Raw genomic sequence first — 25481 nt, forward strand, 5'->3', positions numbered from 1 at the left:
TTCTCGGCGATCTTGCAGTTTCTGTCCCCGCTAAGGCCGCAAAAGGTGCGTTTCGGCGACCAGAAGTGCAAGATCGGCGCAGCTGGGGTGGGCGTCAGGGGGATGGGCAGGGTAGGCGCCAGGCGTCCAGGCTGCGGTTCTTGCGGATCGAGGCGAAGCCGTAGCCGACGCTGGTCACGCAGAAGTCGGTGGTGGCACCGGCGTACTCGACGTGGAAGACCGGTTTGCCGGCGTCGGCGAAGGGCAGCAACTTGTCGCACTGGCCCCGCCGTACGCACTCCTCGTTGACGGCGAAGTCGAAGTCCGGTGCCAGCGCGGCGACCTGCGCCAGATCGCCGAGCAGGCCCGGGGAGAGGTCGAGCGAGCGGGCCAGCGTGGCGACCCGACGGTTGAACCTCAACTGGTCGTCGAACTCCAGCGCGAAGCCGGAGCGCTTGTCGTAGCCGTCGGCGTCGGCGAACATCACCGCGCCGAAACCCTTCCCACGGCAGAGCCGGAACCGGTCGGCCAGCACCGGCCGCAGGACGTCCCACCGGCGTACGTCCAACCAGACGCGCCCGGTCCGGGCCACCGTCGCGCCGCGTACGCGTGCCGGGTAGCGGCTGGCGTCGGGGTCGCTCGGACGCACCGACCCGATGTGCACCTGGCAGACCAGCCGACGGTGCCGGGAGCGCAGCTCGGCGGTCTGTGCGGCGGTGGTGTCGACCGGGTCGAGGACGAACACGTCCGCCTCGACGTCCGGATCGAGCACCCCGTCCAACTGCCACTGCCACTGCCAGTGCCGCGCCGAACTGGTCGGCCAACTGGTCGGCGCCCCGGGCGGGGTGAGGTCAGGCCGGCAGGCGGCAGCCGTGACGAGCAGCGTGAACGTCAGACCGGCCGGCAGCGCCCGGCGGTGCATCCACCGCGCCGGTCGCCCGCCCAGGCCGTACCGCATCGCCAGCTCCGCAGGTCGCGGGGGCGGCGTCGGGCCGCCCGAGCCGGTACGCCGGGTCTCGGCGTACCCACCCGGTCAAACGAGCGCAGACCCGACAAGGACTCGCGCTCAGCGCGGTGCGGCGAAGACCTGCGTCCAGTACGGGCCGTTGCTGCTCGCCACGCCGACGCCGATCTCGGTGAAGGCGCAGTTGAGGATGTTGGCACGGTGTCCGTCGCTGTTCATCCAGGCGTCCATGACCGCCGCCGGAGTCCGCTGGTTCCAGGCGACGTTCTCGCCGTAGGTGCGCCAGGCGTAGTCGACCCGGTCGATCCGGTCGCCGGGGTCGCTACCGTCGCTGCCGGTGTGCGACATGTTCCGGTGGTCGGCCTGGTCCTGGCTGTGCCGCTGAGCCGCCGTCATCAGCTTGTCGTCGATGCTCAGCGCGCCGCAGCCGGCCTTCGCCCGTTCGGCGTTGACCAGCGCGACCACCTCGGCCGCTTCCGAGGCGACGTTGCCGGAGGACGACGGACCGGCGGAGGCGGCCCGGCTCGGGCTGCCCTGGCGGTCGGCGCTCAGCCGGGAGGGGGCGGTGCTGCGCGAGGGCGCGGGTTTCGGCCGGGTGGTCCGGCTCGGTGACGGCGACGCCGTCGCGGCGCTGGGGGAGACGCTGGGGCTGGGACTGGCGCTCGGGCTCTCGCTCTCGGGCAGGTCGAGCGCCAGCTCCTGATCCTCCTCCGGCACGGCGGGCGCGCTGGCGACCGGTGCCTCGCCGGCCGTGGTGTTGGTCGGGCTGTCGTCGCCGGGCAGCGCGAGGGCCGCGACGCCGATGCTCACCACGAGGGTGGCGACCGCGGCGGCGCCACCCATCACCAGGGGGCGTGGCAGCCGGCGGGACCGACGGGTCCCGGCGGTCGGTTCGAGCGGCGGCTCGTCGACGCCGGCCAGCTCCGGGTGTCCGGTCTGCGGCCCGTAGTGAGGGCGGACGACCGGTTCGGCGTACGCATTGCTCCGGTCGGTATACCCGACGGGCTGATCGGCGTACCGGTCGAGCCGATCATCGTAGGCGTACGGGCTCTCCTGCCGCGACGCGTGGTGCGTGGGCCAGTCGGCGGCGTGGACGGCAGTGAGGTCGTCGTCGCGGTGGTGCCGCCCGATCTCCTGGTGGAACGAGCCGGTCTCCTGGTGGAACGAGCCGGAGGCGTCGTACCAGTCCTGCCCCGCCACCGGGTACGACTGCTCCGCCGGCTGGTACGCCTCCGTCGGCTGGTACGCCTCCGTCGCCTGGTAGGGCTGGGCAGCGTCGGACCGCCACTGCTCGGTCGGCTGATCGCGGTACCACCCGTCGGCCGGATCCTCCGGGTCGTCGCCGAACAGGTAGGACGACCGTGGCGCCGGCCGGTCGGTCAACCAGGCCGGGTCGTCGGTCGGCGGTTCCGCGCGCCGCGGGGTGTGCTCCGGGTCGATCGGATCATTCCAGCCGTGCACGCCTGTCGCCTCCACGGGTCAGTTACGGGCCGGGGTGACGCTACGTGTTGTGTCTGAGCAGCAGCAATCCGGCTAAGGAAGAGTTAAGAGGAGCCTGTACGTCCGGGTGAGGTATTCGGTGATTCCGGAGCGTAGAGTCGGGGCGTCCGGACAGAGCGTGTCCGCGCCTCGTGGCAGCCTCCCGAGACGGGTGTGGCCGACGCCGAGATGATCTACGGCCTGCGAGAACTTGACGAAGCAGGGGCTGTCGGCTCAATATGGTGATGTCGCCAGTCGCGCCCGGCCGTGCCCAGAAATTGTGGGAATGGTAGTCGCGTTTGAAGGGGCGCGCGTTGGCCGGCCTCTCCGGCAGCGCACATCAAGGAGTAAAAATGGCGAAGGCCCTCTACGGCCACGTAGGTGCGGCGCCCGACCGGCGCCTGCTCGACGAGGTCACCCGACTGCGTGCCAGGGTTCAGTCACTGGAGTTCGAGGTCACGCGGCTGCGTGCCGAGAACGATCGGCTCGCGGCGGCCGCGGCGGAGGCAGACGATCTGCTTCGTCTGGCCGAGCCCGCGTTGACCTGACCTGGTCGCCGCACGAGCGACTGCACCACCTGGTCGCCGCAAGCGACTGAACCGCATGGTCGCCACAACTGAACAGCACCACCGCACTGAGCGCGCCGACACGATGTGCCGGCGCGCAGCTCTGTGCGTAGCCGATCGCATCGGCCGTTCGGTGTGGTGGCGCGGTCCGGTCGGTGTCCGGCGGCCGGCAGGTGGGTCGCGTCGGGTGTTCCACCCGGTCCCGGGTTAGTCTGCGGGTTTACCAGGGTCCGCGCAGCCGGGCGACGGTACGGCGGCCACCGGACGAGGATCGAGAAGGTGCATCTCAAGAGCCTGACGGTGAAGGGTTTCAAGTCCTTCGCCTCCGCGACGACGCTCAAGCTGGAGCCGGGGATCACCTGCGTGGTGGGCCCGAACGGCTCGGGCAAGTCCAACGTCGTCGACGCCATCGCCTGGGTGCTCGGCGAGCAGGGTGCCAAGGCGTTGCGCGGCGGCAAGATGGAGGACGTCATCTTCGCCGGCACCGCCGGGCGGGCCCCGCTGGGCCGAGCCGAGGTGACCCTCACCATCGACAACACCGACGGTGCGCTGCCGATCGAGTACACCGAGGTCTCCATCACCCGCCGGATGTTCCGCTCCGGCGAGAGCGAATACGAGATCAACGGCGATTCGTGCCGACTGCTCGACATCCAGGAGCTGCTGTCGGACTCCGGCATCGGCCGGGAGATGCACATCATCGTCGGGCAGGGTCGGCTCGACGGGATGCTGCACGCCAAGCCGGAGGACCGGCGGGCGTTCATCGAGGAGGCGGCCGGCGTCCTCAAGCACCGCAAGCGCAAGGAAAAGGCGCTGCGCAAGCTCGACGCGATGCAGACCAACCTCAACCGGCTCACCGACCTCACCGCCGAGCTGCGCCGACAGCTCAAACCCCTCGGACGGCAGGCCGAGGTGGCCCGCCGCGCCGCCGTGATCCAGGCCAACCTGCGCGACGCCCGGCTGCGGCTGCTCGCCGACGACCTCGCCACCCTGCGGACCACGCTGGACAAGGAGATCGCGGACGAGACCGCGCTTCGGCAGCGCCGAGAGCAGGTCGAGGCCGAACACGCCGAGGTGCAGTCCCGCCTCGGCGAGCTGGAGGAGGCGTTGGCCTCCGACGCTCCGCTGCTGGCCGCCGCCCAGGACACCTGGTACAGGCTCTCCGCGTTGCAGGAACGGTTCCGCTCGATCGAGCAGCTCGCCGTCGAACGGCTGCGGCATCTGACCGCGACGCCGGACGACGAACGCCCGGGCCGCGACCCGGAACAACTGGAGGCCGAGGCCGAACGGGTCCGCGAGCAGGAGGAGGAACTGCGCGCGGCGCTCACCGACGACCAGGTCCGGCTCGCCGAGGCGGTCGAGCACCGCCAGGAGCTGGAGCGGCAGCTCGCCGCCGCCGAGCGGGAACTGGTCGCCGCCGCGAAGGCGATCGCCGACCGGCGGGAGGGCCTGGCCCGGCTGACCGGGCAGGTGAACTCGGCCCGGGCGCGGACCACCAGCGCCGGCGAGGAGATCGAGCGGCTCGCCGCAGCGCACACCGACGCGATGGCGCGCGCCGAGCGGGCCCAGGCCGAGCTGGACGCGGTCGCCGAGCAGTCCACCGAGGCGGACCGGGACAACGCCGACCTGGACGCCAGGCACGCCGAGGCCGTCGCCGCCCAGGAGCAGGCACAGGCAAACCTCCGGTCCCTGTCGGACGCGGAACGGGCGGCGGAGAAGGATGCCGCGACCTGGAAGGCTCGGGAGGAGGCGCTCGCCCTCGGTCTGCGCCGCAAGGACGGGGCCGGGGCCCTGTTGGCCCGCGCCGACCAGGTGCCCGGCCTGCTGGGTGGTCTCGCCGGCCTGCTCACGGTGGCTCCGGGGCACGAGGCGGCGCTCGCCGCGGCGCTCGGCGGGCTGGCCGACGCGGTCGCGGTGACCGGCGTGGACGAGGCCGTCGAGGCGATGCGCCTGCTGAAGATCTCGGACGCCGGGCGGGCCGGGCTGCTCGTCGGCAGCCCGGCCGGGCCGGGGATGTCCGGCTCGGCCGACGCGTTGCGTCCGAAACTGCCCGAAGGTGCCCACTGGGCACCCGACCTGGTCGACTGCGACGCCCAGATCCGGCCCGCAGTGCACCGGGCGCTGCGGGACGTGGTGCTGGTGGCGGACCTGTCCGCCGCCGCCGAGGTGGTCACCGGAAATCCCGAACTGCGGGCGGTCACCCGGGAGGGTGACGTGGTCGGCGCGTACGCGGCGGCCGGCGGGTCGGCCAAGGCACCCAGTTACATCGAGGTGCAGGCGGCCGTCGAGGAGGCCCGGGCCAATCGGCTGGCGGCCGAGCGGACCAGCGCCGAACTGCGGGAACAGCTGGTCGAGGCGCGCGCCGAGGTGGCCACCGCCAAGGAGGCGGTGCAGCACGCCGCGGCGGCCAAGCGGGAGGCGGAGAGCCACCGCAACGCCGCCGCCCGGCGGCTCGCCGAGCTGGGTGCCGCCGCCCGGTCGGCGAAGGCGGAGACCGACCGGCTGGGCGAGTCCCGATCGCGCGCCGAGGCGGCCCGGGAACGGGACCTGACCACCCTGGCCGAGCTGGAGGAGCGGCTGCGGTTGGCGGAGGCCACCCCGATCGACGCGGAGCCCTCCACCGAGGAACGCGACCAGTTCGCCGCCATGGTGCCGCAGGCCCGGCAGAACGAGATGGAGGTCCGGCTCGCGGTGCGTACCGCCGAGGAGCGGGTCGCCTCGATCGCCGGGCGGGCCGACTCGTTGCGTCGGCAGGCCGGTGCCGAGCGGGCGGCCCGGGAACGGGCGGCGGCCCGGCGCGCGGCGCGGACCCGGGGCGCCGCCATCGCCCGCGCGGTGGCCGGTGGCGCACGCACGGCGTTGACCCAGCTGACCAGCAGCATCGCGCAGGCCGAGGAGCACCGCGACGCGGTGGCGCGGGAACGGGCCACCCGCGAGGCGGAGTTGCAGGAGGTGCGGGCTGCCGCGAAGCGGTTCGGTGCGGAGTTGGAACGGCTCACCAGTCAGGTGCACCGGGACGAGGTCGCCCGCGCCGAGCAGCGGTTGCGCATCGAGCAGCTGGAGGCCAAGGCCGCCGAGGACTTCGGCCTGACGGTCGAGACCCTGGTCGCCGAGTACGGCCCGAGCCAGTTGGTGCCGCCAACCGAGGCCGAGGTGGCCGCCGCCGAGCGGGACGGCCTGGCGGTGCCCGAGCCGGTCCGCTACGAACGCCCGGTGCAGGAGAAGCGAGCCGCCAAGGCCGAACGGGAACTGGCCCTGCTCGGCAAGGTCAACCCGCTCGCTCTGGAGGAATTCGCGGCGCTGGAGGAGCGGTACAAGTTCCTCTCCGAGCAGTTGGAGGACCTCAAGGCGACCCGGCGGGACCTGCTCACCGTCGTCAAGGACGTCGACGAACGGATCCTGGAGGTCTTCGCCAGCGCCTTCGCCGACACCGCCCGAGAGTTCGAGCAGGTCTTCACCGTGCTGTTCCCCGGTGGCGAGGGCCGGCTGATCCTCACCGACCCGGACGACCTGCTGACCACCGGTGTCGAGGTCGAGGCCCGCCCGCCGGGCAAGAAGATCAAACGGCTGTCGTTGCTCTCCGGCGGAGAGCGGTCGCTGACCGCCGTGGCGATGCTGGTGGCGATCTTCCGCGCCCGACCGAGCCCGTTCTACATCATGGACGAGGTGGAGGCGGCCCTGGACGACGTGAACCTGGGCCGGCTGATCACCCTGCTGGCCCAGCTACGGGAGAAGAGCCAGCTCATCGTCATCACGCACCAGAAGCGGACGATGGAGATCGCCGACGCGCTCTACGGTGTGACCATGCGCGGCGGGGTGACCCAGGTGATCAGTCAACGGCTCAACCGGGCCGACGGCGATGACGAGCGGCAGGGCCGCGGCGAGGAGAACAGGTAGTGGCTCGGGAACGCGCGACGGCGCTCCTGGTGGACTTCGACGGTGTGCTGCGGCGCTGGGATCCGGCGGTCGCCGCCGGCGTCGAGCGGGAGTACGGCCTCTCCGCCGGTGTGCTCGGCGAGATCGCCATGCAGTGGGGGCGGCTGCAACCGGTGCTGACCGGCCAGGTCAGCCACGCCGACTGGATGACCAGCGTGGCCGACGCGCTCACGCCGTCCGTGGGTGACGCCGAGCGGGCGCGTGCGGCGGTGGCGCAGTGGCAGCGCTATCGCGGTGAGGTCGACCCGGAGGTGCTGGCGTTCGTCCGCGAGGCGAGGGCCGCCGGCATCCGGGTCGGGCTCGGCACCAACGCCACCGACCTGCTCGACGCCGACCTGGCCGCGTTGGGGCTCACCGACGAGTTGGACGTGGTGGTCAACTCGTCGGCCATCGGGGTGCACAAGCCGGCACCCGAGTACTTCCAGGCAGCCTGCGCGGCGCTGGAGACCCCGCCGGCCCGGGTGCTCTTCGTCGACGACGAGGACCGGGCGATCAGCGGCGCCCGGGCCGCCGGGCTGTCGGCGTACCGCTGGAACGGGTCGGCCGACCTGCGCTACCTGCGCGCCGTCCTGGCCGGCTGAGGCGCCACCGGGCGTCGACCAGCCGCACTTTCGGTCACTCGCCGACGGCGCCGTCGATGCGTTCGCGGATCAGGTCGGCGTGCCCGTTGTGCCGGGCGTACTCCTCGATCATGTGGACGTAGACCCAGCGCAGGTTGAACGTGCGCCGTTTCGGTCCCACCTCGGTGAACGTCTCGTCGAGCGACCGGCCGACGACGGCGGCGCGGGCCAGCGCCACCTGTCGGTGGTAGGTGGCGAAGTCCGCCTCGGCGTCGGCGGTGCTGACGTCGTGGTCGGCGTCCGGATCGTCATCTGTGTAGTACGGGTAGTCGACAGGCTCGCCGGCGAAGTTTTCCCGGAACCACCAGGCCTCCACCTCAGCCAGATGCCGGACCAGCCCGAGCAGGGTGAGGCCGGACGGCTCGACGCTTGCGGTGCGCAACTGCTCGGCGGTGAGGCCCGCGCACTTGAGCAGCAGGGTCTGCCGGTGATAATCCAGCCAGCCCTCCAGCATGGTGCGCTCGTCGCCAACGTAGGGCTCGGGGGTCCGGTCGACCGCCGGTGCTGTCCATGTCATCCGGGCATTCTGGCCCGGACATCTGACTGCCGGCGACAGCTTTTGTGGTTCGTTCAGCGGCCGTGCGCGAGCCGGTGCCGGGCGACCTCGTGCAGGTGACCGTCACCGGTGGTGCCCTCGATGACCACCTCGGCCCCACGGCCGGCGTGGGTGAGCGTCGCCACCGCGTTGCCGAAATAGGGCCCGGCCAGCTTGCGCCACTTGACCAGGGGCCGGCGGACCCCGGCCGTGCGGGCCAGGGCACGGGCCGCTCCGGCCGGGCCGCGTGCCCACCCGAGCCGCATCAGCGGGCGCATCCCGGCCGGCACCTGGTTGTGGATCGGCGAGCAGGTCAGCTGGTGCACCGGGGTGTGCACCCCAGGGTCGGCGAACCTGACTCTCGCCACGTACGAGTGATGCACGTCGCCGGAGAGCACGCTTATCGACGCCGGTGGCGGGTACGCCGGCCCGGCGCCCTTGCGGTCGTCGGGCTTACCGGGTGCGCCGGCGCCGATGCGGGCGAACAGCTCCGCCAGCGCGTCGAACGAGCGGCGGAACGCGGCCCAGTGCTCCAGATCCAGCGCGCGGCGCAGCCGTTCGCCCAGCCCGGCAACCCACCGCCGGGGCGAGTCGGCCAACTTCTCGTTCCACGTCTCGACGTGGTGGATGCCGGGCGGCAGCAGCCACGGCAGCGAGGAGCCGACCACGAGGTGGTCGTAGCCACCGTGGGCACGGTCGACGAACCACGACCACTCACCCGGCGGCAGCATCGCCCGCCGACCGGGTAGCAGCACCCGGCTGCACCGGTTGTCCAGCATCACCAACCGGGTGCGCCCCAGGTCGAGCGCGTAGCTCCACTGGTACTGCACCGCCCGCCAGCGCTCGGTGTCGTGGGCCAGGTCGGCCTCGGTGTCGACCCGCGCACCGAACTCCCGCAGCACCCCGGTGGCGTTCTCCGCCGTGCTCACCTTGGCGAACACCGGGTCCGCGGCGATCTCGTCCGGGGAGAGGTTGCCCAGGTGCTGGTAGACCCAGTAGGAGGCCAGCCCACTGGCGATCCGCTCGGCCCACCACGGCTGATCGCGCATCTCGGCCCGCCAGGAGGCCGAGGTGTTCCAGTCGTCGATGATCTCGTGATCGTCGAAGATCATCACGCTCGGCACGGTCGAGAGCAGCCAGCGGATCTCCGGGTCGCGCCAGGACTCCAGATAGAGCTTGGTGTACTCGTCGAAGCTGACCACCTGGTCCCTCGGGGCGCCCTCCGGACGCCGCCGCCGGCGGCGCAGCAGGCGCTTCACGGTCGGCGAGGTCTCGTCGGCGTAGACCTGGTCGCCGAGCAGCAGCAGCAGGTCGGGCAGGGCCGCCGGGTCCGGGTCGGCGATCACCCGCCGGGCGTACGCGTCGAGCGCGTCCGGCGGCAACTTGCGGGTGGTCGCGTGCTGGGTGGTCTCCCGACAGGAACCGAAGAGCAGTCGGACCGGCTGGTCCCGGTCGTCGGAGGCCCGGGTGCGGATGACACTGGGTGGGAAGCGACTGTCCGGCGTCGGCCAGACCACCTCGTCGTCGACCAGCACCTCGTACGCGCTCGTGCTGTCCGGGGTGAGCCCGTCGACCACCACGAGCGCGTAATGATGGTCGTACGCGCTGAAGGTGGGCGCGGTGCCGGTGGCGCCGCCGACCGTGCGGACGGTGACCACCGCCGGCGTCGTGGTCTCCACCCAGACGGTGGCCCGAGTGCCGACGACCCGGCGCAGCAGGGGGCCGATGAGCAGCTCGGCGGGCATACGGGACCTCCAGACGAGAGAACTTCATCCTTTACTACCCGGCCGGCGGCGCACCACTGCCAACTGTGGCCGAGACTACCGCCGCTTCCTGGGCCGACACCCGGAGCGGTCGGGCGCCGGGGAACTGCCGGGCCCGGCGGGAGCGGTGGCTGAGACGTGATCGCCGGCATCTGACAGGATTCCGGCATGACGGAATACCTCCTCATCGCTCTCGCCCTGCTCGGTCTGCTGATCCTCGGCGGCATCGGGCTGGTCGTGCCGCGGCTGCGTCGACGGCCGCAGCCGCCGTTGCCGCGTACGGAGGTCGACACCCGGGCGGAGGAGGATCTCGCCGGGCCGCCGGTGCAGGCACCGGAGGCCGATCTGTCCACCGGTGTCCTGGTCGAGCCGCCGGTCGAGGCGCCGGCACCGACCGTCGAGGTGCCCGAGCCGACCGCCGGCCGGCTGGTGCGGCTGCGCTCCCGGCTGTCGCGGTCGCAGAACGTGTTCGGCAAGGGCCTGCTCGGCCTGCTCAGCCGGGACCGGCTCGACGAGGACGTCTGGGAGGAGATCGAGGACAGCCTGATCACCGCCGACGTGGGCGTCGACGCCACCCGGGACATCGTCGACCGGCTGCGGGAGCGCACCCGGGTGCTGGGTACCCGGTCGGTCGCCGAACTGCGCTCCCTGCTCGCGGCCGAACTGGTGAACGCGCTCGACCCGGGGCTGGACCGGTCGCTGCACACCGCCCCGAAGGAGGGCGTGCCGGCGGTGCTGCTCGTGGTCGGGGTGAACGGCGCGGGCAAGACCACCACCTGCGGCAAGATCGCCCGGGTGCTCATCGCCGACGGCCGCAGCGTGCTGCTCGGCGCCGCCGACACCTTCCGGGCCGCCGCCGCCGACCAGTTGCAGACCTGGGCCGGGCGGGTCGGGGCCGAGACCGTCCGCGGTCCCGAGGGCGCCGACCCGGCCAGCGTCGCCTTCGACGCGGTCAAGCGGGGCATCGAGACCGGGGTGGACACGGTCCTCGTCGACACCGCCGGCCGGTTGCAGAACAAGATCGGCCTGATGGACGAGTTGGGCAAGGTCAAGCGGGTGGTCGAGAAGCACGGCCCGATCGACGAGACACTGCTGGTGCTCGACGCCACCACCGGTCAGAACGGGCTGGAGCAGGCGCGCGTCTTCACCGAGGTGGTAAACGTCACCGGTGTGGTGCTGACCAAGCTCGACGGCACCGCCAAGGGCGGCATCGTCATCGCCGTGCAGCGCAAGCTCGGCATCCCGGTGAAGCTGGTCGGCCTCGGCGAGGGCCCGGACGACCTGGCGCCGTTCGACCCGGCGCAGTTCGTCGACGCGTTGCTGGGTACCGAGTCCTCCGGTCAGACCGCGTAACCTCGGGTGACCAGAGACGACCGCGCGTACGCGGGCTGGCGCGAACCGAGCCACCCGTCGCAGCGCCTCGGGAGACCGTACGTGACCTCGCAGGAGATCCCGCTGCACGGCGGGAACGTGAGCACCGTGGTGCGGGTCGGTGACACCGTGCGGCGCAACGCCGGGCCGTGGACCCCGTCGGTGCACGCCCTGCTGCGTCACCTGGAGTACGTCGGGTTCACCGGTGCGCCCCGTGCCCTCGGCATGGACGAGCGCAACCGGGAGGTGCTGTCGTACCTGGAGGGGGAGTGCGGGGAGTACCCGCTGGCCCCGCACTGGGTCACCGACGAGGCTCTGGTCACCGTCGCCACCATGCTGCGGATGTTCCACGACGCCCAGTACGGTTTCGTGCCGCCGCCGCAGGCGGTGTGGCGCTCGTTCGGCCCGCCGCCGCCGGACACCGAGGTCATCTGCCACCACGACGCGGCACCGCACAACGTGATCTGGCGGCCGGACGGCACCCTCGGGCTGATCGACTTCGACCTCGCCTCGCCCGGTGCCCGGATCTACGACGTCGCGTACGCCGCGTGGACCTGGGTGCCGATCTTCTCCGACCGGGACTCCATCACCCTCGGCTGGAAGCGCCCCGACCGACCGCGCCGGCTGCGGCTCTTCGCCGACGCGTACGGGCTCATTCCGCGCGACCGGCACCGGCTGATCCGGACCATCCGCAAGCGGATCGTCGACCACGTCGAGGGCATCCGCCGGATGGCCGCGGCGGGGGAGCCGGCCTTCGTCCGGATCGTGCACAAGGGCCACCTGCGGCGGCCGATGCGGGATCTGCGGCTGCTCGACTACGAGCGACACGCCCTCGAGCACGCCCTGCGCTGAGAGATCTACGGGGTCTCCCGCCGATCTCTGGGCCGTCGGGGGGATAGACCGGCACCAAATGGCCGATCCACCCCCGTCGAAGCGCTGAGGTGTGCGTTTTTCTTCACACGTCCGAAACAAGCCGTCACGGTTCGGAAACCAGCCGGGGACCCTGGGTGAAACAGCGGACTACCAGGCTTCCGCGCAACCGGCGTACGGGCGATGCTGCGCGATGCCGGGAGGGAGGGAAAACAACCCGAGAGGAGGCAGCGTGCCGGAGCTAGATTCTGGTGCCACCGCCTGGATTTTGACTTCAGCCGCCCTGGTGTTGCTCATGACGCCCGGCCTGGCGCTTTTCTACGGCGGCATGACGCGGTCCAAGTCCGTGCTCAACATGATGATGATGAGCTTCGGTGCGATCGGCCTGGTCAGCCTGTTGTGGGTGTTCTACGGCTACAGCATCGCGTTCGGTGAGGACGTGGGCGGGATCACTGGTGATCTTTCCGCCGCCGGTCTGCGCGGCATGCTGGAGAGCGGGACCGAGGGTGGCATCCCCGACCTGCTCTTCGCCGGTTTCCAGTTGATGTTCGCCGTGATCACCGTCGCGCTGATCAGCGGCGCGATCGCCGATCGGGCCCGGTTCGGCCCGTGGCTGCTCTTCGCCGGCCTGTGGGCCACCCTGGTCTACTTCCCGGTGGCGCACTGGGTGTGGGGCGGTGGCTGGATCTTCGAGCTGGGTGTGCTCGACTTCGCCGGTGGCACCGCGGTGCACATCAACGCCGGTGCCGCGGCCCTCGCCCTGGCGCTGGTGCTCGGCCGCCGGGTCGGCTGGCCGAAGGACAGTTTCAAGCCGCACAACCTGCCGATGGTGCTGCTCGGTGCCGGCCTGCTGTGGTTCGGCTGGTTCGGGTTCAACGCCGGGTCGGCGCTGGCCGCCAACGGCACCGCCGCGGTCGCCTTCATCAACACCCAGGTCGCCACCGCCGCCGCGGTGCTCGGCTGGCTGCTGGTGGAGAAGCTCCGCGACGGCAAGCCGACCACCCTCGGTGCGGCGTCCGGTGCCATCGCCGGCCTGGTCGCCATTACCCCGGCCTGCGCCTTCCTGGAGCCGCTCGGCGCCATCGCGCTCGGCGTCATCGCCGGTGTCGTCTGCGCGCTGGCCGTCGGCCTCAAGTACCGCCTCAAGTACGACGACTCGCTCGACGTGGTCGCCGTGCACATGGTCGGCGGCATCATCGGCTCGCTGCTCATCGGCTTCCTGGCGATGGAGGTGCTGGCCGGTGAGGGCAACGACGGTCTGCTCTACGGCGGCGGCGTGACGCTGCTGGGCAAGCAGGCCCTCGGTTCGGTCGCCGTGCTGGCGTACTCGTTCGTGGTCGCGTACCTCATCGGCTTCGTGATCGACAAGACCATCGGCTTCCGCGCCAGCGCTGACGCCGAGGTCGAGGGCATCGACAACGCCGAGCACGCGGAGAGCGCGTACGAGTTCAGCTCCACGGGTGGTGGCGGCGGTGCGTTCGCCGCCGCGGGAATCGGTACCTCGGCGGCGCCGAAGACCGAGCCCACCGAACCGGTAAGCGAAAAGGTCGCCGGCTAACGTTTCGGGAATGGAGGGGTTGGACATGAAGCTGGTGACCGCGGTCATCAAGCCGCACCAGTTGGACGCCGTCAAGGAGGCCCTGCACACGCTGGGCGTGGCCGGCCTGACGGTGAGTGAGGTCCAGGGCTACGGGCGGCAGAAGGGCCACACCGAGGTCTACCGGGGCGCCGAGTACACCGTCGAGTTCCTGCCCAAGATCCGGGTGGAGGTGCTCACCGACGAGATCGACGTCGAGAAGATCGTCGACGCCGTCGTGTCGGCCGCCCGGACGGGCAAGATCGGTGACGGCAAGGTCTGGGTGACCGCCGTCGAGGAGGTCGTCCGGGTCCGCACCGGCGAGCGCGGCCTGGACGCACTGTAGGACGGAGCATCGATGACCTCGTTGACCAGTAGGACAGCCTCGGAATTCCCCGGTAGCGCTGACCTCCTGGTCAACGAGGTCGTCGGCGTACCGGCCGGGGTCGGCGCGACGGCGCGCCGGGCCCGGGCCGACGCGTACGACGCCTGGCTGGCCCGGCTGCTGCCGGCCCGGTCGGGCGTCGCGCTGCTCGCGGTCGGCGGGCTGGGCCGGCGACAGTGCGCCCCCTACGGCGACCTCGATCTGGTGCTGGTACACGCCGGGGTGCCCGGCATCGACGAACTGGCCGCCGCGCTCTGGTACCCGATCTGGGACGCCGGGCTGCGGCTGGACCACTCGGTCCGGACCGTCGCCGAGGCGCTGTCGGTCGCCCAGGACGACGTCAAGGTGGCCCTCGGGCTGCTCGACGCCCGGCTCGTCGCCGGTGATCCGGACCTCGCCGACACACTTGTGAGCAGCGCGACCGACCACTGGCGGCGCACCGCGGTCCGCCAACTCGCGCCGCTGCGGGAGAGCAGCGCCGCCCGCTGGCAGGCCCACGGCGAACTGGCCCACCTGCTGGAGGGCGACCTGAAGGAGGCGGCCGGGGGGCTGCGTGACGTGGGTATCCTGCGGGCCATCGCCACCGCCGGGATCACCGACGCGCTACGACCCGCCGTACACGCCGCACACCTGCGGCTGCTGGACACCCGGGACGCGTTGCACCAGCAGGTCGGCCGGCGCATCGACCGGCTGCTCGCCCAGGAGCGCGACGGGGTGGCCGCCCTGCTCGGCCTGCGCCGGACACCGTCCGCTGAGGGTGTCCCGCCGGGCGCGGTGCCGCCACAGTCTGCCGGCACGTCATCGGACCAGCGGTCCGACCCCGCGTCGCGTCCCGAGGACGGCGACGGCGACACCCTGCTGCGTCGGGTCGCCGGCGACGCCCGGACCGTCAGCCACGCCCTGGACGACGCGTTCCGCGCCGCCGACCGGCTGCGCTCCGGTCGCCGTCGGGGCGCCGACGGAAGGCCACTGCGCCGCCCGGTAGCCCGGGACGTGGTCGAGCACGACGGCGAGCTGGTGCTGGCCCGCACCGCCATCGGTGCCCGCCCCGACGCCAGCCTGTCGCTGCGGGTGGCCGCCGCCGCGGCGACCACCGGGCTGCCGATCGCCCGGGCCACCTGCGAATGGCTCGCCGCGTACTGCCCGCCGCTGCCGACGCCGTGGCCGGCCGAGGCCCGCGCCGCCCTGACCACGCTGCTCGGTGCCGGCGCCGGCATGATCCCGGCCTGGGAGACCTGCGACCGGTACGGGCTGATCGACGGATGGTTGCCGGAGTGGACCCGGCTGCGCAGCCTGCCTCAGCACAATCCGGTGCACCGGTTCACCCTGGACCGGCACCTGGTCCAGACGGCCGCCGAGGCCAGCCGGCACACCCGCGACGTGGACCGCCCCGACCTGCTGCTGCTGGGCTCGCTACTGCACGACGTCGGCAAGGGCCTCGCCGGTGACCACAGTGTGGTGGGCGCGCCGATCGCCGAGGGGATCGCGACCCGGATCGGCCTGCCGACCGCCGAGGCGGCGCTGATCGGCAAGCTGGTCCGGCTGCACCTGGTGCTGCCCGAGGTGGCCACCCGGCGGGACCTGTCCGACCCGGTCACCATCGCCCGGGTGGCCGAGTCGGTCGGCGACGTGACCACCCTCGACCTGCTGTACGCGCTGGTGCGCGCCGACGCCGCCGCCACCGGTCCGGCCGCCTGGTCGGACTGGAAGGGCCGGCTGGTTGCCGAACTGGTCGCCCGGGTGCGCACCACCCTCGACACCGGCGACGTACCCGCCCCGCCGGCACCGGACCCGGCGCTGGTGGCCGGGCCACTGCCGGTCGTACACCTGACCGGGGACCGGGTGGCGGTGGCCGCAGCCGATCGTCGCGGCCTGCTCGCGACGGTGGCCGGCTGCCTGGCCCTGCACCGGTTGGAAGTGCTCGCCGCCGACGCCTCGACGGTGGACGGGCGGGCCCTGGTGCAGTGCCGGGTACAGCCGCGCTACGGACTGGCCCCGGATCCGGTGGCGTTGAGCGCGGACCTGCGCCGCGCGGTGCGCGGCGACGTGTCGGTGACCCAGCGGCTACGCGGTCGGGCCCTGGCCGCACGGGGGGCCGGGGCCCAACCGCGGGTGGTCTGGCACCGGGACGCCGCCACCGACGCGGTGCTGCTGGAACTGCGTGCCGCCGACGCCGCCGGTCTGCTCTACCGGGTCACCAGTGCGTTGGACGCGGCCGGCGCCCAGGTCCGGGCGGCCCGGATCGCCACGCTCGGCGGCGACGTGGTCGACGTCTTCTACCTGGTCGGTGGCTGGCCCCCGGAGCACGAACGGACCCGCCTAGAGACAGCCGTCCTAGCCGCCGTCTAACCCACCCCCCGCATCTGTGGCAGTAGAGGTGTCTACGGATCGGCGTGTCGACTACCGCAACTGCCACAGATCGTGGCGCCTTCAGTGGGTCGGGTGGGTGGGGGTGGGGTGGCCGGCTGGGAGCGTGGGTGTGGGTGGCGGGCTACCCTAGCGGTGGTCGGACAGCTCTCCCGACCTCGTTCGTGCTCGCCGGAACACTGACAAACGGGATGTTCGCGTGTTTGACACCTTGAGTGACCGCCTCTCCGGGATCTTCACCAAGCTCCGCGGCAAGGGACGTCTCACCGACGCCGACATCGACGCCACCGCGCGCGAGATCCGCCTCGCGCTGCTGGAGGCGGACGTCGCGCTGCCGGTGGTCAAGGGTTTCATCGCAAACGTCAAGGAGCGAGCCCGCAGCGCGGAGGTCTCCCAGGCGCTCAACCCCGCCCAGCAGATCATCAAGATCGTCAACGAGGAACTCATCGCCGTGCTGGGCGGCGAGGGGCGGCGGCTCCAGTTCGCCAAGCAGCCGCCGACGGTGATCATGCTCGCCGGCCTCCAGGGCTCCGGCAAGACCACGCTCGCCGGCAAGCTGGCCCGCTGGCTCAAGGCCCAGGGGCACCAGCCGTTGCTGGTCGCCGCCGACCTGCAACGTCCCAACGCCGTCGGGCAGCTCCAGGTGCTCGGTGGCCGCGCCGGTGTCGAGGTGTACGCCCCGGAGCCCGGCAACGGCGTCGGCAACCCGGTGCAGGTGGCGAAGTCCTCCATCGAGCACGCCCGACGGGCCGCCCGGGACGTCGTCATCGTCGACACCGCCGGCCGGCTCGGTATCGACGCGGAGATGATGCAGCAGGCCGCCGACATCCGTGACGCGGTCGACCCCGACGAGGTCATCTTCGTCATCGACGCGATGGTCGGGCAGGACGCGGTGCGGACGGCCGAGGCGTTCCGCGACGGCGTCGGCATCACCGGCGTGGTCCTCTCCAAGCTCGACGGCGACGCCCGTGGTGGTGCCGCGCTGTCGGTCCGTGAGGTGACCGGGCAGCCGATCCTCTTCGCCTCCACCGGCGAAAAACTGGAGGACTTCGACGTCTTCCACCCCGACCGGATGGCCAGCCGGATCCTCGGCATGGGCGACGTTCTCACTCTGATCGAGCAGGCCGAGGCGGCCTTCGACACCGATCAGAAGGAGAAGATGACCGCCAAGCTGATGGGCGGCGAGCAGTTCACCCTGGAGGACTTCCTCGACCAGCTCATCGCGGTACGCCGGATGGGGCCGATCGCCAACGTGCTGGCCATGATGCCGGGCATGGGGCAGGTCAAGGACCAGCTCGCCGAGCTGGACGACAAGCACTTCGACCGGATCACCGCGATCATCCGGTCGATGACCCCGGCCGAGCGCACCAACCCGAAGATCATCAACGGCTCCCGGCGGGCCCGGATCGCCAACGGCTCCGGCGTGACCGTGATGGACGTCAACCAGCTGCTCAACCGCTTCACCGACGCGCAGAAGATGATGAAGCAGATGGGCGGCATGATGGGCCTGCCCGGGGCCGGGCGGCGCAAGGCGACCAAGTCGCCGAAGAACAAGCGCAAGGGCACCAAGGGCGGCAACCGGCCACGCAGTGGTGCCGGCACCCGGGGTGTGCAGGGCGGGCTGCCGGGTGGCTTCCCGGGCGGGATGCCACAGTTGCCGCCGGGGATGAACCCCGACGACCTGGCCGCCGGACAGGGCCTGCCGCCCGGCTTCAAGCTGCCGAAGATCGACTTCAACAAGTTCGGCAAGGACGGTAAGCCGCCCCGCTGAGCGTGTCGGTGACGGTAGGTGGCGTTGTCGGCACTTAAGGTGATGCCGCCCCTGCAAGGAGGAGTCATGACCGTGGCCCCCATGCCGCCCATCCCACCCGAACGCTCGGAGTGGACGGTCGACGACCTCGGCGACCTGCCGGAGGACCTTCCGTACGAACTGGTCAACGGAAGGTTGATCGTGCCGTCGCCGACCGCCCTGCATCGGGATCTCTGTGTCGAGCTGCTGCTCGCCCTTAGAGCCAACTGCCCACCCGACTACCTGGTCAGCATCGATCTGTCGATGCGGGTGGACCGCCGCAACGAGCCTCGTCCCGACGTGGTCGCCATCGCCCGTAAGCACGCCAACCGCTCGCCGGTCCCGGTCGAGGACGCCCTTGTCGCCGTTGAGGTCATCTCCCCGACCAGCACCTTCCGGGACATGTATGACAAGGCGAAGGTCTACGCGCAGGCCGGGGTGCGGTCGTACTGGGTGGTGGACCCGCTGCGGGACCGGATCACCCTGACCGAGTACGCCCTCGGCGCGGACCGGCAGTACGCGCAGGTCACCCACACCGAGGACCGGTTCGTCACTGAGCAGCCGTGGAAGGTGTCGGTCGACCTGCCGGCGTTGACCGCCCGGCTCAACGAGTTGCGCGCCGCCGACGAGCAGTGATCGACGGCGGCGCGTCAGCCCTCGTCAGGTGGTCACCAGGCCGAGCGCGACCAGACTGTCGGCAGTATCGGCGATTGTCTGCTCCGCCGGGCGGGGCCGCCAGCCCAGCAGGTTACGGGCCTTCGCATTACTGATCACCGGGACCTGTCCGTCGAGGCGGGCGGCCTCGCCCAGCGCGGGTTCGGTCTTCGCGGCCTCGCGAACCTCCTCGATGGTGAGTTCCCGGGACGGTAGCCGGTCGGCCAGCGCCGGCAGGTGTCGACCGATCATCTGCACGAGGTCGTGGAAGCTGGCCGCTGGACCGGCCACGCCGATGAACCGCTCGCCGGCCGCCGCCGGATGCCGCATCGCCCGCAGGTGCAGATCCACCACGTCCCGGACGTCGACCACGCCGAAGTACATCCGTGGCACCACCGGGGTGCTGCCGTCCATGAACGCCTTCACCAGACCGGTGGAGGCGGACAGCTTCGGGCCGAGCAGCGGGCCGAAGATGCCTGTCGGGTTGACCACGCTCAACTCGAACCCGTCGTGCTGCCGGGCGAAATCCCACGCCGCCAGCTCCGCCAGCGTCTTCGACCTGTGGTAGGCGGGGATGTCGTCGGCCGGGTCGGTCCAGTCCAGCTCGCTGTACCGGGCGTCCGGCTTGAGGGTGTAGCCGACCGCCGCGTACGACGAGGTCATCACCACCCGGCGGACCTGGGCGGCGCGGGCGGCCCGCAGCACCCGCAGCGTCCCGTCGACGGCCGGGCGGATCACCTCGTCCTCGTGCGCGGGCGGGGAGAACGGGAACGGCGAGGCATGGTGCAGTACGTACCGGACCCCGTCGGCAGCGGAAGCCCATCCCTCGTCCGAGGAGAGCACAGCGGTGCGGAACTCGACCCGTCCGTCCGGCTGTGCTCCCGCCCGCCGGACCCGGGCGAGCACCTCGTCACGTTGGCCGGGCTCGCGCAGCGTCACCCGTACGCGGTGTCCCTCATCGAGCAGCCGGGCGATGGAGTACCCGCCGACGTGCCCGGTCGCGCCGGTGACAAGCACCAGTGAATCGTCGGTGGTGCGCGCTTCGATGTCGTTCGTCACTGTGGTGACCTTCCTGGCAATAGTTCTCCGCGGGCCCGTTCGACCCGCCGTACCGCGTGGAACTCGGCGTCGGCGTCACGACGAGCCCGCGCGTCCCACATGTCTGCCTTGGCGCGGATGTACTCGCGGCGGGTCCGCAGCCGCGCCATCTCGGCGTCCAGGCGTTCGGCGTGCTGCGCGAAAAGCTCGCGCTGCCGCTGCGCCCCCTGGTCGTCGTCCAGATCGAGCAGTTCCAGATACCGGCGCATGTCCGTCACCGTCATCCCCGAGGACCGCAGGCACGCCAGGGCCTCGATCCGGTCGACCGTGACGCCGTCGTACCGGCGGTGACCGCTGTCCGGATCCCGGGCGACGCGGCCCAGCAGGCCGATCCGCTCGTAGTAACGCAGCGTCGGCTCGGTGAAGCCGGACCGGCGGGCCATCTCCTGGATGGTGAGGACCTCGTCCGGACCTTCGCGCTGCTTCCGCACCGTTCCCGTCATGTCACCGAGCGTTCCCGGGTTGAAGCGCTTCAAGTCAAGACGTGTGACCGGGAACGCAGGTGCGGGGCGCGGAACGGGACAGATGGGGTAGGACTGTGCGCATGGCTCTGCATGTGCGCGGTGTGCTCCTGCCCGACGACGAGGTACGCGACCTGTGGCTGGTCGGCGACCGGGTCACCTTCGACCCGGTGCCCGGCGCGGAGACGGTCGCCGACGGCGGCTTCATCCTGCCCGGCCTGGTGGACGCGCACTGCCACATCGGCATCGCCCGGGGCGGGGCACCGATCACCTCACTGGACCAGGCGCGCGCGTTGGCGCGGATCGACCGGGACTCCGGCGTCCTCGCCCTCCGGGACGCGGGATCGCCCTTCCCGTACCCGGAACTGGACGACGAAGCCGACCTGCCCAGGCTGATCCGTGCGGGCCGGCACGTGGCACCGCCCAAGCGGTACCTGCGCGACATCGGCGTGGAGGTCGGTGCCGCCGAGGTGGCCGCGACCGTGGCGGAGCAGGCCGCCGCCGGCAACGGCTGGGTGAAGCTGGTCGGCGACTGGATCGACCGGGGCGTCGGTGACCTTGCACCGGCCTGGGACGCCGACACGATGACCGCCGCCGTGGCCGCCGCCCACGCCGCCGGGGTACGCGCCGCCGTGCACACCTTCAGCGAGTCCGCGGTGGAGATCATGGTGCGGGCCGGGGTGGACTCGGTCGAGCACGGCACCGGGCTCAGCCTCGACCTGATCGACCTGATGGCCCGGCAGGGCACCGCGCTGATCCCCACGATGATCAACATCCGTACCTTCGGCCACATCGCCGATCAGGCCCGGGAGAAGTTCCCCGGGTACGCCGAGCACATGCTCGCCCTGCGAGACCGCTTCCCGCAGGTGGTGCGGGCCGCGTACGAGGCCGGTGTGCCGATCTATGTCGGCACCGACGCCGGTGGCGGCATCGACCACGGTCTCGCCGTCGAGGAGATGCTCCTGCTGCACGAGCAGGCCGGCATGTCCACCCTGGACGTTCTCGCCGCCGCCTCCTGGGGGGCCCGCGCCTGGCTCGGCCTGCCCGGCCTCGTCGAAGGCGGCCTGGCCGACCTCGCCATCTACCCCCGGGACCCCCGCACCGACCTGACCACCCTCCGCACCCCCACCCGCCTCATCCTCCGCGGCCACCCCCTCCCCTGAGCCGGTCACGCCGTCGATCATGAGGTTGTTGTCGCGACACGCCGGGCGGGGTCGGCAACAACTTCATGATCAACGGCGGGGGTGGGCGGGGGAGACGGTGCGGGAAAAGGTGGGCGCATAGGATGTGCGGTCATGGCGCGCGTGCTTACTCCCCGGGCTGAGGACTTTCCTCGCTGGTACCAGGATCTGATCGCCAAGGCGAAGCTGGCCGACAACGGGCCGGTGCGAGGGACCATGGTGATCCGACCGGCCGGCTATGCCATCTGGGAGCGGATGCAGGCCGAGATGGACGACCGGATCAAGGCGGCCGGGGCGGAGAACGCCTACTTCCCGCTGTTCATCCCGGAGAGCTACCTCAAGCGCGAGGCCGAGCACGTCGAGGGCTTCTCGCCCGAGCTGGCGGTGGTCACCCACGGTGGTGGCAAGCAGCTCGCCGAACCGGTGGTGGTGCGGCCCACCAGCGAGACGGTCATCGGCGAGTTCATGGCCAAGTGGATCGATTCGTACCGGGACCTGCCGCTGCTGCTCAACCAGTGGGCGAACGTGGTCCGCTGGGAGCTGCGCCCCCGGGTGTTCCTGCGGACCAGCGAGTTCCTCTGGCAGGAGGGGCACACCGCGCACGCCACCCGGGAAGACGCCCGTGCCTACGCCCGCAAGATCCTGCACGAGGCGTACGAGGACCTGATGGTGAGCGTGCTCGGTATCCCGGTGGTGGTCGGGCTCAAGACCGCCCGCGAGCGTTTCGCCGGGGCGACCGCCACCTACACCTGCGAAGGCATGATGGGCGACGGCAAGGCGCTCCAGCTCGGCACCAGCCACGAGCTGGGCCAGAACTTCGCCAAGGCGTTCGACATCAGCTACTCCTCGGCCGAAGGTGGCCGGAAACACGCCTGGACCACCTCCTGGGGCACCTCGACCCGGATGCTCGGTGGCCTGATCATGTGCCACGGCGACGACAACGGGCTGCGGGTGCCGCCGCGACTGGCGCCGACTCAGGCGTACGTGATGGTGGTCAAGGACGGCGACGGCGTCACCGAGGCGGCGGCCAAGCTGCGCGACGCGTTGCGTGACGCCGGTGTCCGGGTCGCGCTCGACGACCGCACCGACACCCCGTTCGGCCGCCGGGCCGTCGACGCCGAGCTGCGCGGCTATCCGGTACGCGTCGAGGTCGGCCCCCGCGATCTGGCCGCCGGTAACGCGGTGGTGGTCCGCCGTACCGACGGCTCGAAGGCACCCACGCCGGTGGCGGACGTGGTCGGTGCGGTGCTGGCGGCCCTCGACGCCGACCAGCGGGCGCTGCACGACCAGGCGCTCGCCTTCCGCGAGTCGCGCACGGTCGACGTGGCGACGCTCGACGAGGCGCTGGAGGCGGCAACCACCGGCTGGGCCCACGTCCCGTGGTCGGCTGTCGGCGTCGACGGCGAGGCGAAGGCCAACGCCCAGGGCGTCACGGTGCGCTGCCTGATCCGCGCCGACGGCACCGTCCCCGACACGGAGGACGAGCCCGACCTCATCGCCATCCTCGCCCGCGCCTACTAACCCACCCCACCCACCCCCCACCCCACCCACCCCCCACCCCCCACCCCACCCCCCACCCACCCCACCCACACCTCGTCGATCTTGCACTTTTCGCCCGGGCGAATGCCGTGAAAGCGGGCGTATCGCCGACCGGAAATGCAAGATCGGCGGAGAGTTGGGGGTGGTCGGTCGGTGTGCGGGGGGTCGGGGGCGGGGGCGGTAGGGTCGGGGCGTGAGGTTCGAGCCGGGTCGGGTGGTCGTGCACCGCAACGTGCGGCGGGGGCGGATCGGGTGGGTGCGGCCTGCCCGCGTGGTTCGCGACGACGAGCGGGGGCTGCTGCTCTGGGTGGCCGAGGGCACGCCGGTGGCCGGCGAGGTCAACGAGGCCGGGCTGGGTATGCGAGCGGTGCCTTTCCGGGAGTGGCTGAGCCCGACCTACCGGTTGGCGCAGGGCCGCTGGAACGGTCCACCGCTGTTGAAGTTTCTTCCTACCGACGCGGCCCACTCCGTCTGGTGGTTCCGCGACGTGCGGGGCCGCTTCGCCGGCTGGTACGTCAACCTGGAGGAACCGGGCGTCCGCTGGGACGACGGGGGGCTGGCCGGCGTCGACATCGTCGACCAGGACCTCGACGTGTGGGTCCGCCCGGACCGATGCTGGGAGTGGAAGGACGAGGACGAGTTCGTCGAGCGGCTGGCCTTTCCGGAGCACTACTGGGTGACCGACGAGGCGGCGGTGCGGGCTGAGGGCAAGAGGGTGATCGCGCTCGCCGAGGCTGGCGTCTTCCCGTTCGACGGCACCTGGTGCGACTTCACCCCACCGGCGCACTGGACCGTCCCCGATCGCCTGCCCGATGGCTGGGATCGACCGCCGGTACGCTGACGGGATTTGATGTGTTCTTCGTCACGTAAGTCCCGCCCCGGGTGATGTGGGCCGGTGCGGTGTCAGCGTTCCGGTCGGGATCTGGCAGAATGGCTGGCTGGTATCCGGCGCGTGTCCGGCGCCCTCTAACCCGGGCACGTCGCCAGTCCACCCGAGTGGTCTCCGGCCCAACCCCACTGTGCCGGTTGGCGCTCACCCATGCACACCACCCGTACCGGGTCGGTGAGATCGCAACAGGAGCGAAACAACCGTGGCCGTAAAGATCCGGCTCCTGCGGATGGGCAAGATCCGCAACCCGCAGTACCGCATCGTCGTCGCCGACTCGCGTACCAAGCGCGACGGCCGGGCGATCGAGTTCGTCGGCATCTACCAGCCGAAGGAGGACCCTTCGGTCATCGAGGTCAAGTCGGAGCGGGTCCAGTACTGGCTCTCCGTAGGCGCCCAGCCCAGCGAGGCGGTGCAGCGGCTGCTGGAGCTGACCGGTGACTGGCAGAAGTTCAAGGGCCTGCCGGCCCCGCCGCCGCTGAAGGTCGCTGCCGAGCGGGCTGACCGCAAGGCGGCCTACGAGGCCGAGGCGAAGGCTGCCGCAGGAGTGGCCGACACCCCCGCCAAGCCGGCGAAGAAGGCAGCCAAGGCCGCCGAGGCGCCGAAGGCCGAGGAGGCCCCGAAGGCCGAGGAGCAGCCCGCCGCGGACTCCGGCGAGCAGGCCTGACATGGCGCTGCGGCCGGCGTTGGAGCACCTGGTCAAAGGCATCGTCGACCACCCCGATGACGTACGCGTCCGGATGGTCGATTCCCGTCGAGGGAAGCGGCTGGAGGTCCGGGTGCATCCCGAGGACCTGGGCACCGTGATCGGGCGGTCCGGGCGGACAGCCAAGGCGCTGCGCCAGGTGATCGGCTCCATCGGTGGGCGCGGCGTACGCGTCGACATCGTCGACTCGTACTGATGCTGCTCATCGTCGGCAGGATCGGCAAGCCGCACGGCATCCGCGGTGAGGTCACCGTAGAGGTGCGTACCGACGAGCCCGAGACGCGGTTCGCCCCCGGCATGGTGCTCAACACCATGCCGGGGGCGAACGCCGCCCCGCCCGCGCCGGACGGTCCCGGTGTGCCGTTCCGGATACCCGACACGTTGACCGTCGAGTCCGCGCGTCGGCACCAGGAGCGGCTGCTGGTCGCCTTCGAAGGGGTGCTGGACCGCGACGTCGCCGAGGCGCTGCGCGGCACCCTGCTCGCGGTGGACAGCGCGGACGTCGCCACACCGGAGGATCCGGAGGAGTTCAACGACCACCAGTTGGTCGGGTTGGCGGTGGTGACCCCGACCGGCGAGCGGTTGGGCGAGGTCGCCCGGATCGACCACGCTCCCGCGTCCGATCTGCTGGTGCTGCGGCGTCCCGAGGGGCGCACGGCGCTGATCCCGTTCGTCAAGGAGATCGTCCCCGAGGTCGATCTCGCCGGTGGCCGGGTCGTGGTAGACCCGCCCGGCGGCCTGCTCGATCTCTAGCTGGCG

22 protein-coding genes are annotated in these 25481 nt (G+C 71.6%); 16 read left to right on the top strand and 6 right to left on the bottom strand.

The features are described 5' to 3' along the window. Positions 1-94 precede the first annotated feature (94 nt). Together ACFY2A_RS05655 and ACFY2A_RS05660 are read right to left on the bottom strand one after the other, a co-directional pair. Positions 95-937: an endo alpha-1,4 polygalactosaminidase gene (locus tag ACFY2A_RS05655; RefSeq protein WP_387168899.1), complete on the bottom strand. Its 843-nt coding sequence runs from the start codon at positions 935-937 to the stop codon at positions 95-97. Between the two features lie 108 nt (positions 938-1045). After that, complete coding sequence (locus ACFY2A_RS05660) at positions 1046-2404, bottom strand: CAP domain-containing protein (protein ID WP_387168902.1); 1359 nt, start codon at positions 2402-2404, stop codon at positions 1046-1048. A 371-nt stretch (positions 2405-2775) separates the two neighbouring features. Here ACFY2A_RS05660 and ACFY2A_RS05665 point away from each other — a divergent pair, with 371 nt between their 5' ends. The 3 genes from ACFY2A_RS05665 to ACFY2A_RS05675 all read left to right on the top strand — a co-directional run bounded on the left by ACFY2A_RS05665 (position 2776) and on the right by ACFY2A_RS05675 (position 7502). After that, positions 2776-2970, top strand: coding sequence for a hypothetical protein (locus ACFY2A_RS05665; protein ID WP_093401709.1), 195 nt, complete (start codon positions 2776-2778; stop codon positions 2968-2970). 297 nt (positions 2971-3267) lie between these two features. Continuing rightward, positions 3268-6882, top strand: a complete 3615-nt coding sequence (gene smc, locus ACFY2A_RS05670; protein ID WP_387168905.1) for a chromosome segregation protein SMC — start codon at positions 3268-3270, stop codon at positions 6880-6882. Beyond that, positions 6882-7502: an HAD family hydrolase gene (locus tag ACFY2A_RS05675; protein WP_387168908.1), complete on the top strand. Its 621-nt coding sequence runs from the start codon at positions 6882-6884 to the stop codon at positions 7500-7502. Before smc ends, ACFY2A_RS05675 begins: the two co-directional genes overlap by 1 nt. A 34-nt stretch (positions 7503-7536) precedes the next feature. On the opposite strand, the gene ACFY2A_RS05680 is transcribed toward ACFY2A_RS05675, so the two are convergent. Beyond that, on the bottom strand, positions 7537-8058 hold the full coding sequence (locus tag ACFY2A_RS05680; protein WP_387168911.1) for a DinB family protein: 522 nt from the start codon (positions 8056-8058) through the stop codon (positions 7537-7539). Between the two features lie 53 nt (positions 8059-8111). Next, entirely contained in the window at positions 8112-9821 is a 1710-nt protein-coding gene (locus ACFY2A_RS05685; RefSeq protein ID WP_387168914.1) for an alkaline phosphatase D family protein, read from the bottom strand. 186 nt (positions 9822-10007) lie between these two features. On the opposite strand from ACFY2A_RS05685, the gene ftsY reads away from it, so the two are divergent. From ftsY to ACFY2A_RS05720, 7 genes are all read left to right on the top strand, one after another. Further along, positions 10008-11192: a signal recognition particle-docking protein FtsY gene (gene ftsY, locus ACFY2A_RS05690; protein ID WP_363916984.1), complete on the top strand. Its 1185-nt coding sequence runs from the start codon at positions 10008-10010 to the stop codon at positions 11190-11192. Between the two features lie 6 nt (positions 11193-11198). Beyond that, entirely contained in the window at positions 11199-12062 is an 864-nt protein-coding gene (locus ACFY2A_RS05695; RefSeq protein WP_363916986.1) for an aminoglycoside phosphotransferase family protein, read from the top strand. A gap of 313 nt (positions 12063-12375) precedes the next feature. After that, positions 12376-13638 carry an ammonium transporter gene (locus tag ACFY2A_RS05700; RefSeq protein WP_387169486.1) on the top strand — a complete coding sequence of 421 codons (1263 nt, stop codon included), beginning with the start codon at positions 12376-12378 and terminating at the stop codon, positions 13636-13638. A 25-nt stretch (positions 13639-13663) separates the two neighbouring features. After that, positions 13664-14002: a P-II family nitrogen regulator gene (locus ACFY2A_RS05705; protein WP_166458079.1), complete on the top strand. Its 339-nt coding sequence runs from the start codon at positions 13664-13666 to the stop codon at positions 14000-14002. Between the two features lie 12 nt (positions 14003-14014). After that, entirely contained in the window at positions 14015-16390 is a 2376-nt protein-coding gene (locus ACFY2A_RS05710; RefSeq protein WP_363916990.1) for a [protein-PII] uridylyltransferase, read from the top strand. A gap of 217 nt (positions 16391-16607) precedes the next feature. Continuing rightward, entirely contained in the window at positions 16608-18179 is a 1572-nt protein-coding gene (gene ffh / locus ACFY2A_RS05715; protein ID WP_363916992.1) for a signal recognition particle protein, read from the top strand. Positions 18180-18245: 66 nt separating this feature from the next. Further along, positions 18246-18833, top strand: a complete 588-nt coding sequence (locus tag ACFY2A_RS05720; RefSeq protein ID WP_387168919.1) for a Uma2 family endonuclease — start codon at positions 18246-18248, stop codon at positions 18831-18833. 24 nt (positions 18834-18857) lie between these two features. Here the strand turns inward: ACFY2A_RS05720 and ACFY2A_RS05725 are convergent, their stop codons facing one another. Both ACFY2A_RS05725 and ACFY2A_RS05730 read right to left on the bottom strand, forming a co-directional pair. Next, the gene (locus ACFY2A_RS05725) at positions 18858-19910 is read right to left on the bottom strand and encodes an NAD-dependent epimerase/dehydratase family protein (RefSeq protein ID WP_387168922.1); all 1053 of its coding nucleotides are present in this window, start codon (positions 19908-19910) and stop codon (positions 18858-18860) included. Further along, entirely contained in the window at positions 19907-20392 is a 486-nt protein-coding gene (locus ACFY2A_RS05730) for a MerR family transcriptional regulator (RefSeq protein WP_387168925.1), read from the bottom strand. The genes ACFY2A_RS05725 and ACFY2A_RS05730 overlap by 4 nt, the downstream gene beginning before the upstream one ends. 101 nt (positions 20393-20493) lie before the next feature. Between ACFY2A_RS05730 and ACFY2A_RS05735 the strand changes: the two genes are divergently transcribed. From ACFY2A_RS05735 to rimM, 6 genes are all read left to right on the top strand, one after another. Beyond that, positions 20494-21573, top strand: coding sequence for an amidohydrolase family protein (locus ACFY2A_RS05735; protein WP_387168928.1), 1080 nt, complete (start codon positions 20494-20496; stop codon positions 21571-21573). A gap of 132 nt (positions 21574-21705) precedes the next feature. Beyond that, positions 21706-23112: a proline--tRNA ligase gene (gene proS, locus ACFY2A_RS05740; protein ID WP_387168931.1), complete on the top strand. Its 1407-nt coding sequence runs from the start codon at positions 21706-21708 to the stop codon at positions 23110-23112. 211 nt (positions 23113-23323) lie between these two features. Next, the gene (locus tag ACFY2A_RS05745) at positions 23324-23971 is read left to right on the top strand and encodes a DUF402 domain-containing protein (protein ID WP_363916998.1); all 648 of its coding nucleotides are present in this window, start codon (positions 23324-23326) and stop codon (positions 23969-23971) included. A 250-nt stretch (positions 23972-24221) separates the two neighbouring features. Further along, complete coding sequence (gene rpsP / locus ACFY2A_RS05750; protein WP_210940945.1) at positions 24222-24683, top strand: 30S ribosomal protein S16; 462 nt, start codon at positions 24222-24224, stop codon at positions 24681-24683. A 1-nt stretch (position 24684) separates the two neighbouring features. Continuing rightward, positions 24685-24918 carry an RNA-binding protein gene (locus ACFY2A_RS05755; protein WP_013732101.1) on the top strand — a complete coding sequence of 78 codons (234 nt, stop codon included), beginning with the start codon at positions 24685-24687 and terminating at the stop codon, positions 24916-24918. A gap of 2 nt (positions 24919-24920) precedes the next feature. Next, positions 24921-25475: a ribosome maturation factor RimM gene (rimM, locus tag ACFY2A_RS05760; protein ID WP_387169488.1), complete on the top strand. Its 555-nt coding sequence runs from the start codon at positions 24921-24923 to the stop codon at positions 25473-25475. Positions 25476-25481 lie beyond the last annotated feature (6 nt).

The sequence above is a fragment of the Micromonospora sp. NPDC000442 genome (assembly GCF_042898635.1).
In the GTDB taxonomy this organism is placed as follows: domain Bacteria; phylum Actinomycetota; class Actinomycetes; order Mycobacteriales; family Micromonosporaceae; genus Micromonospora.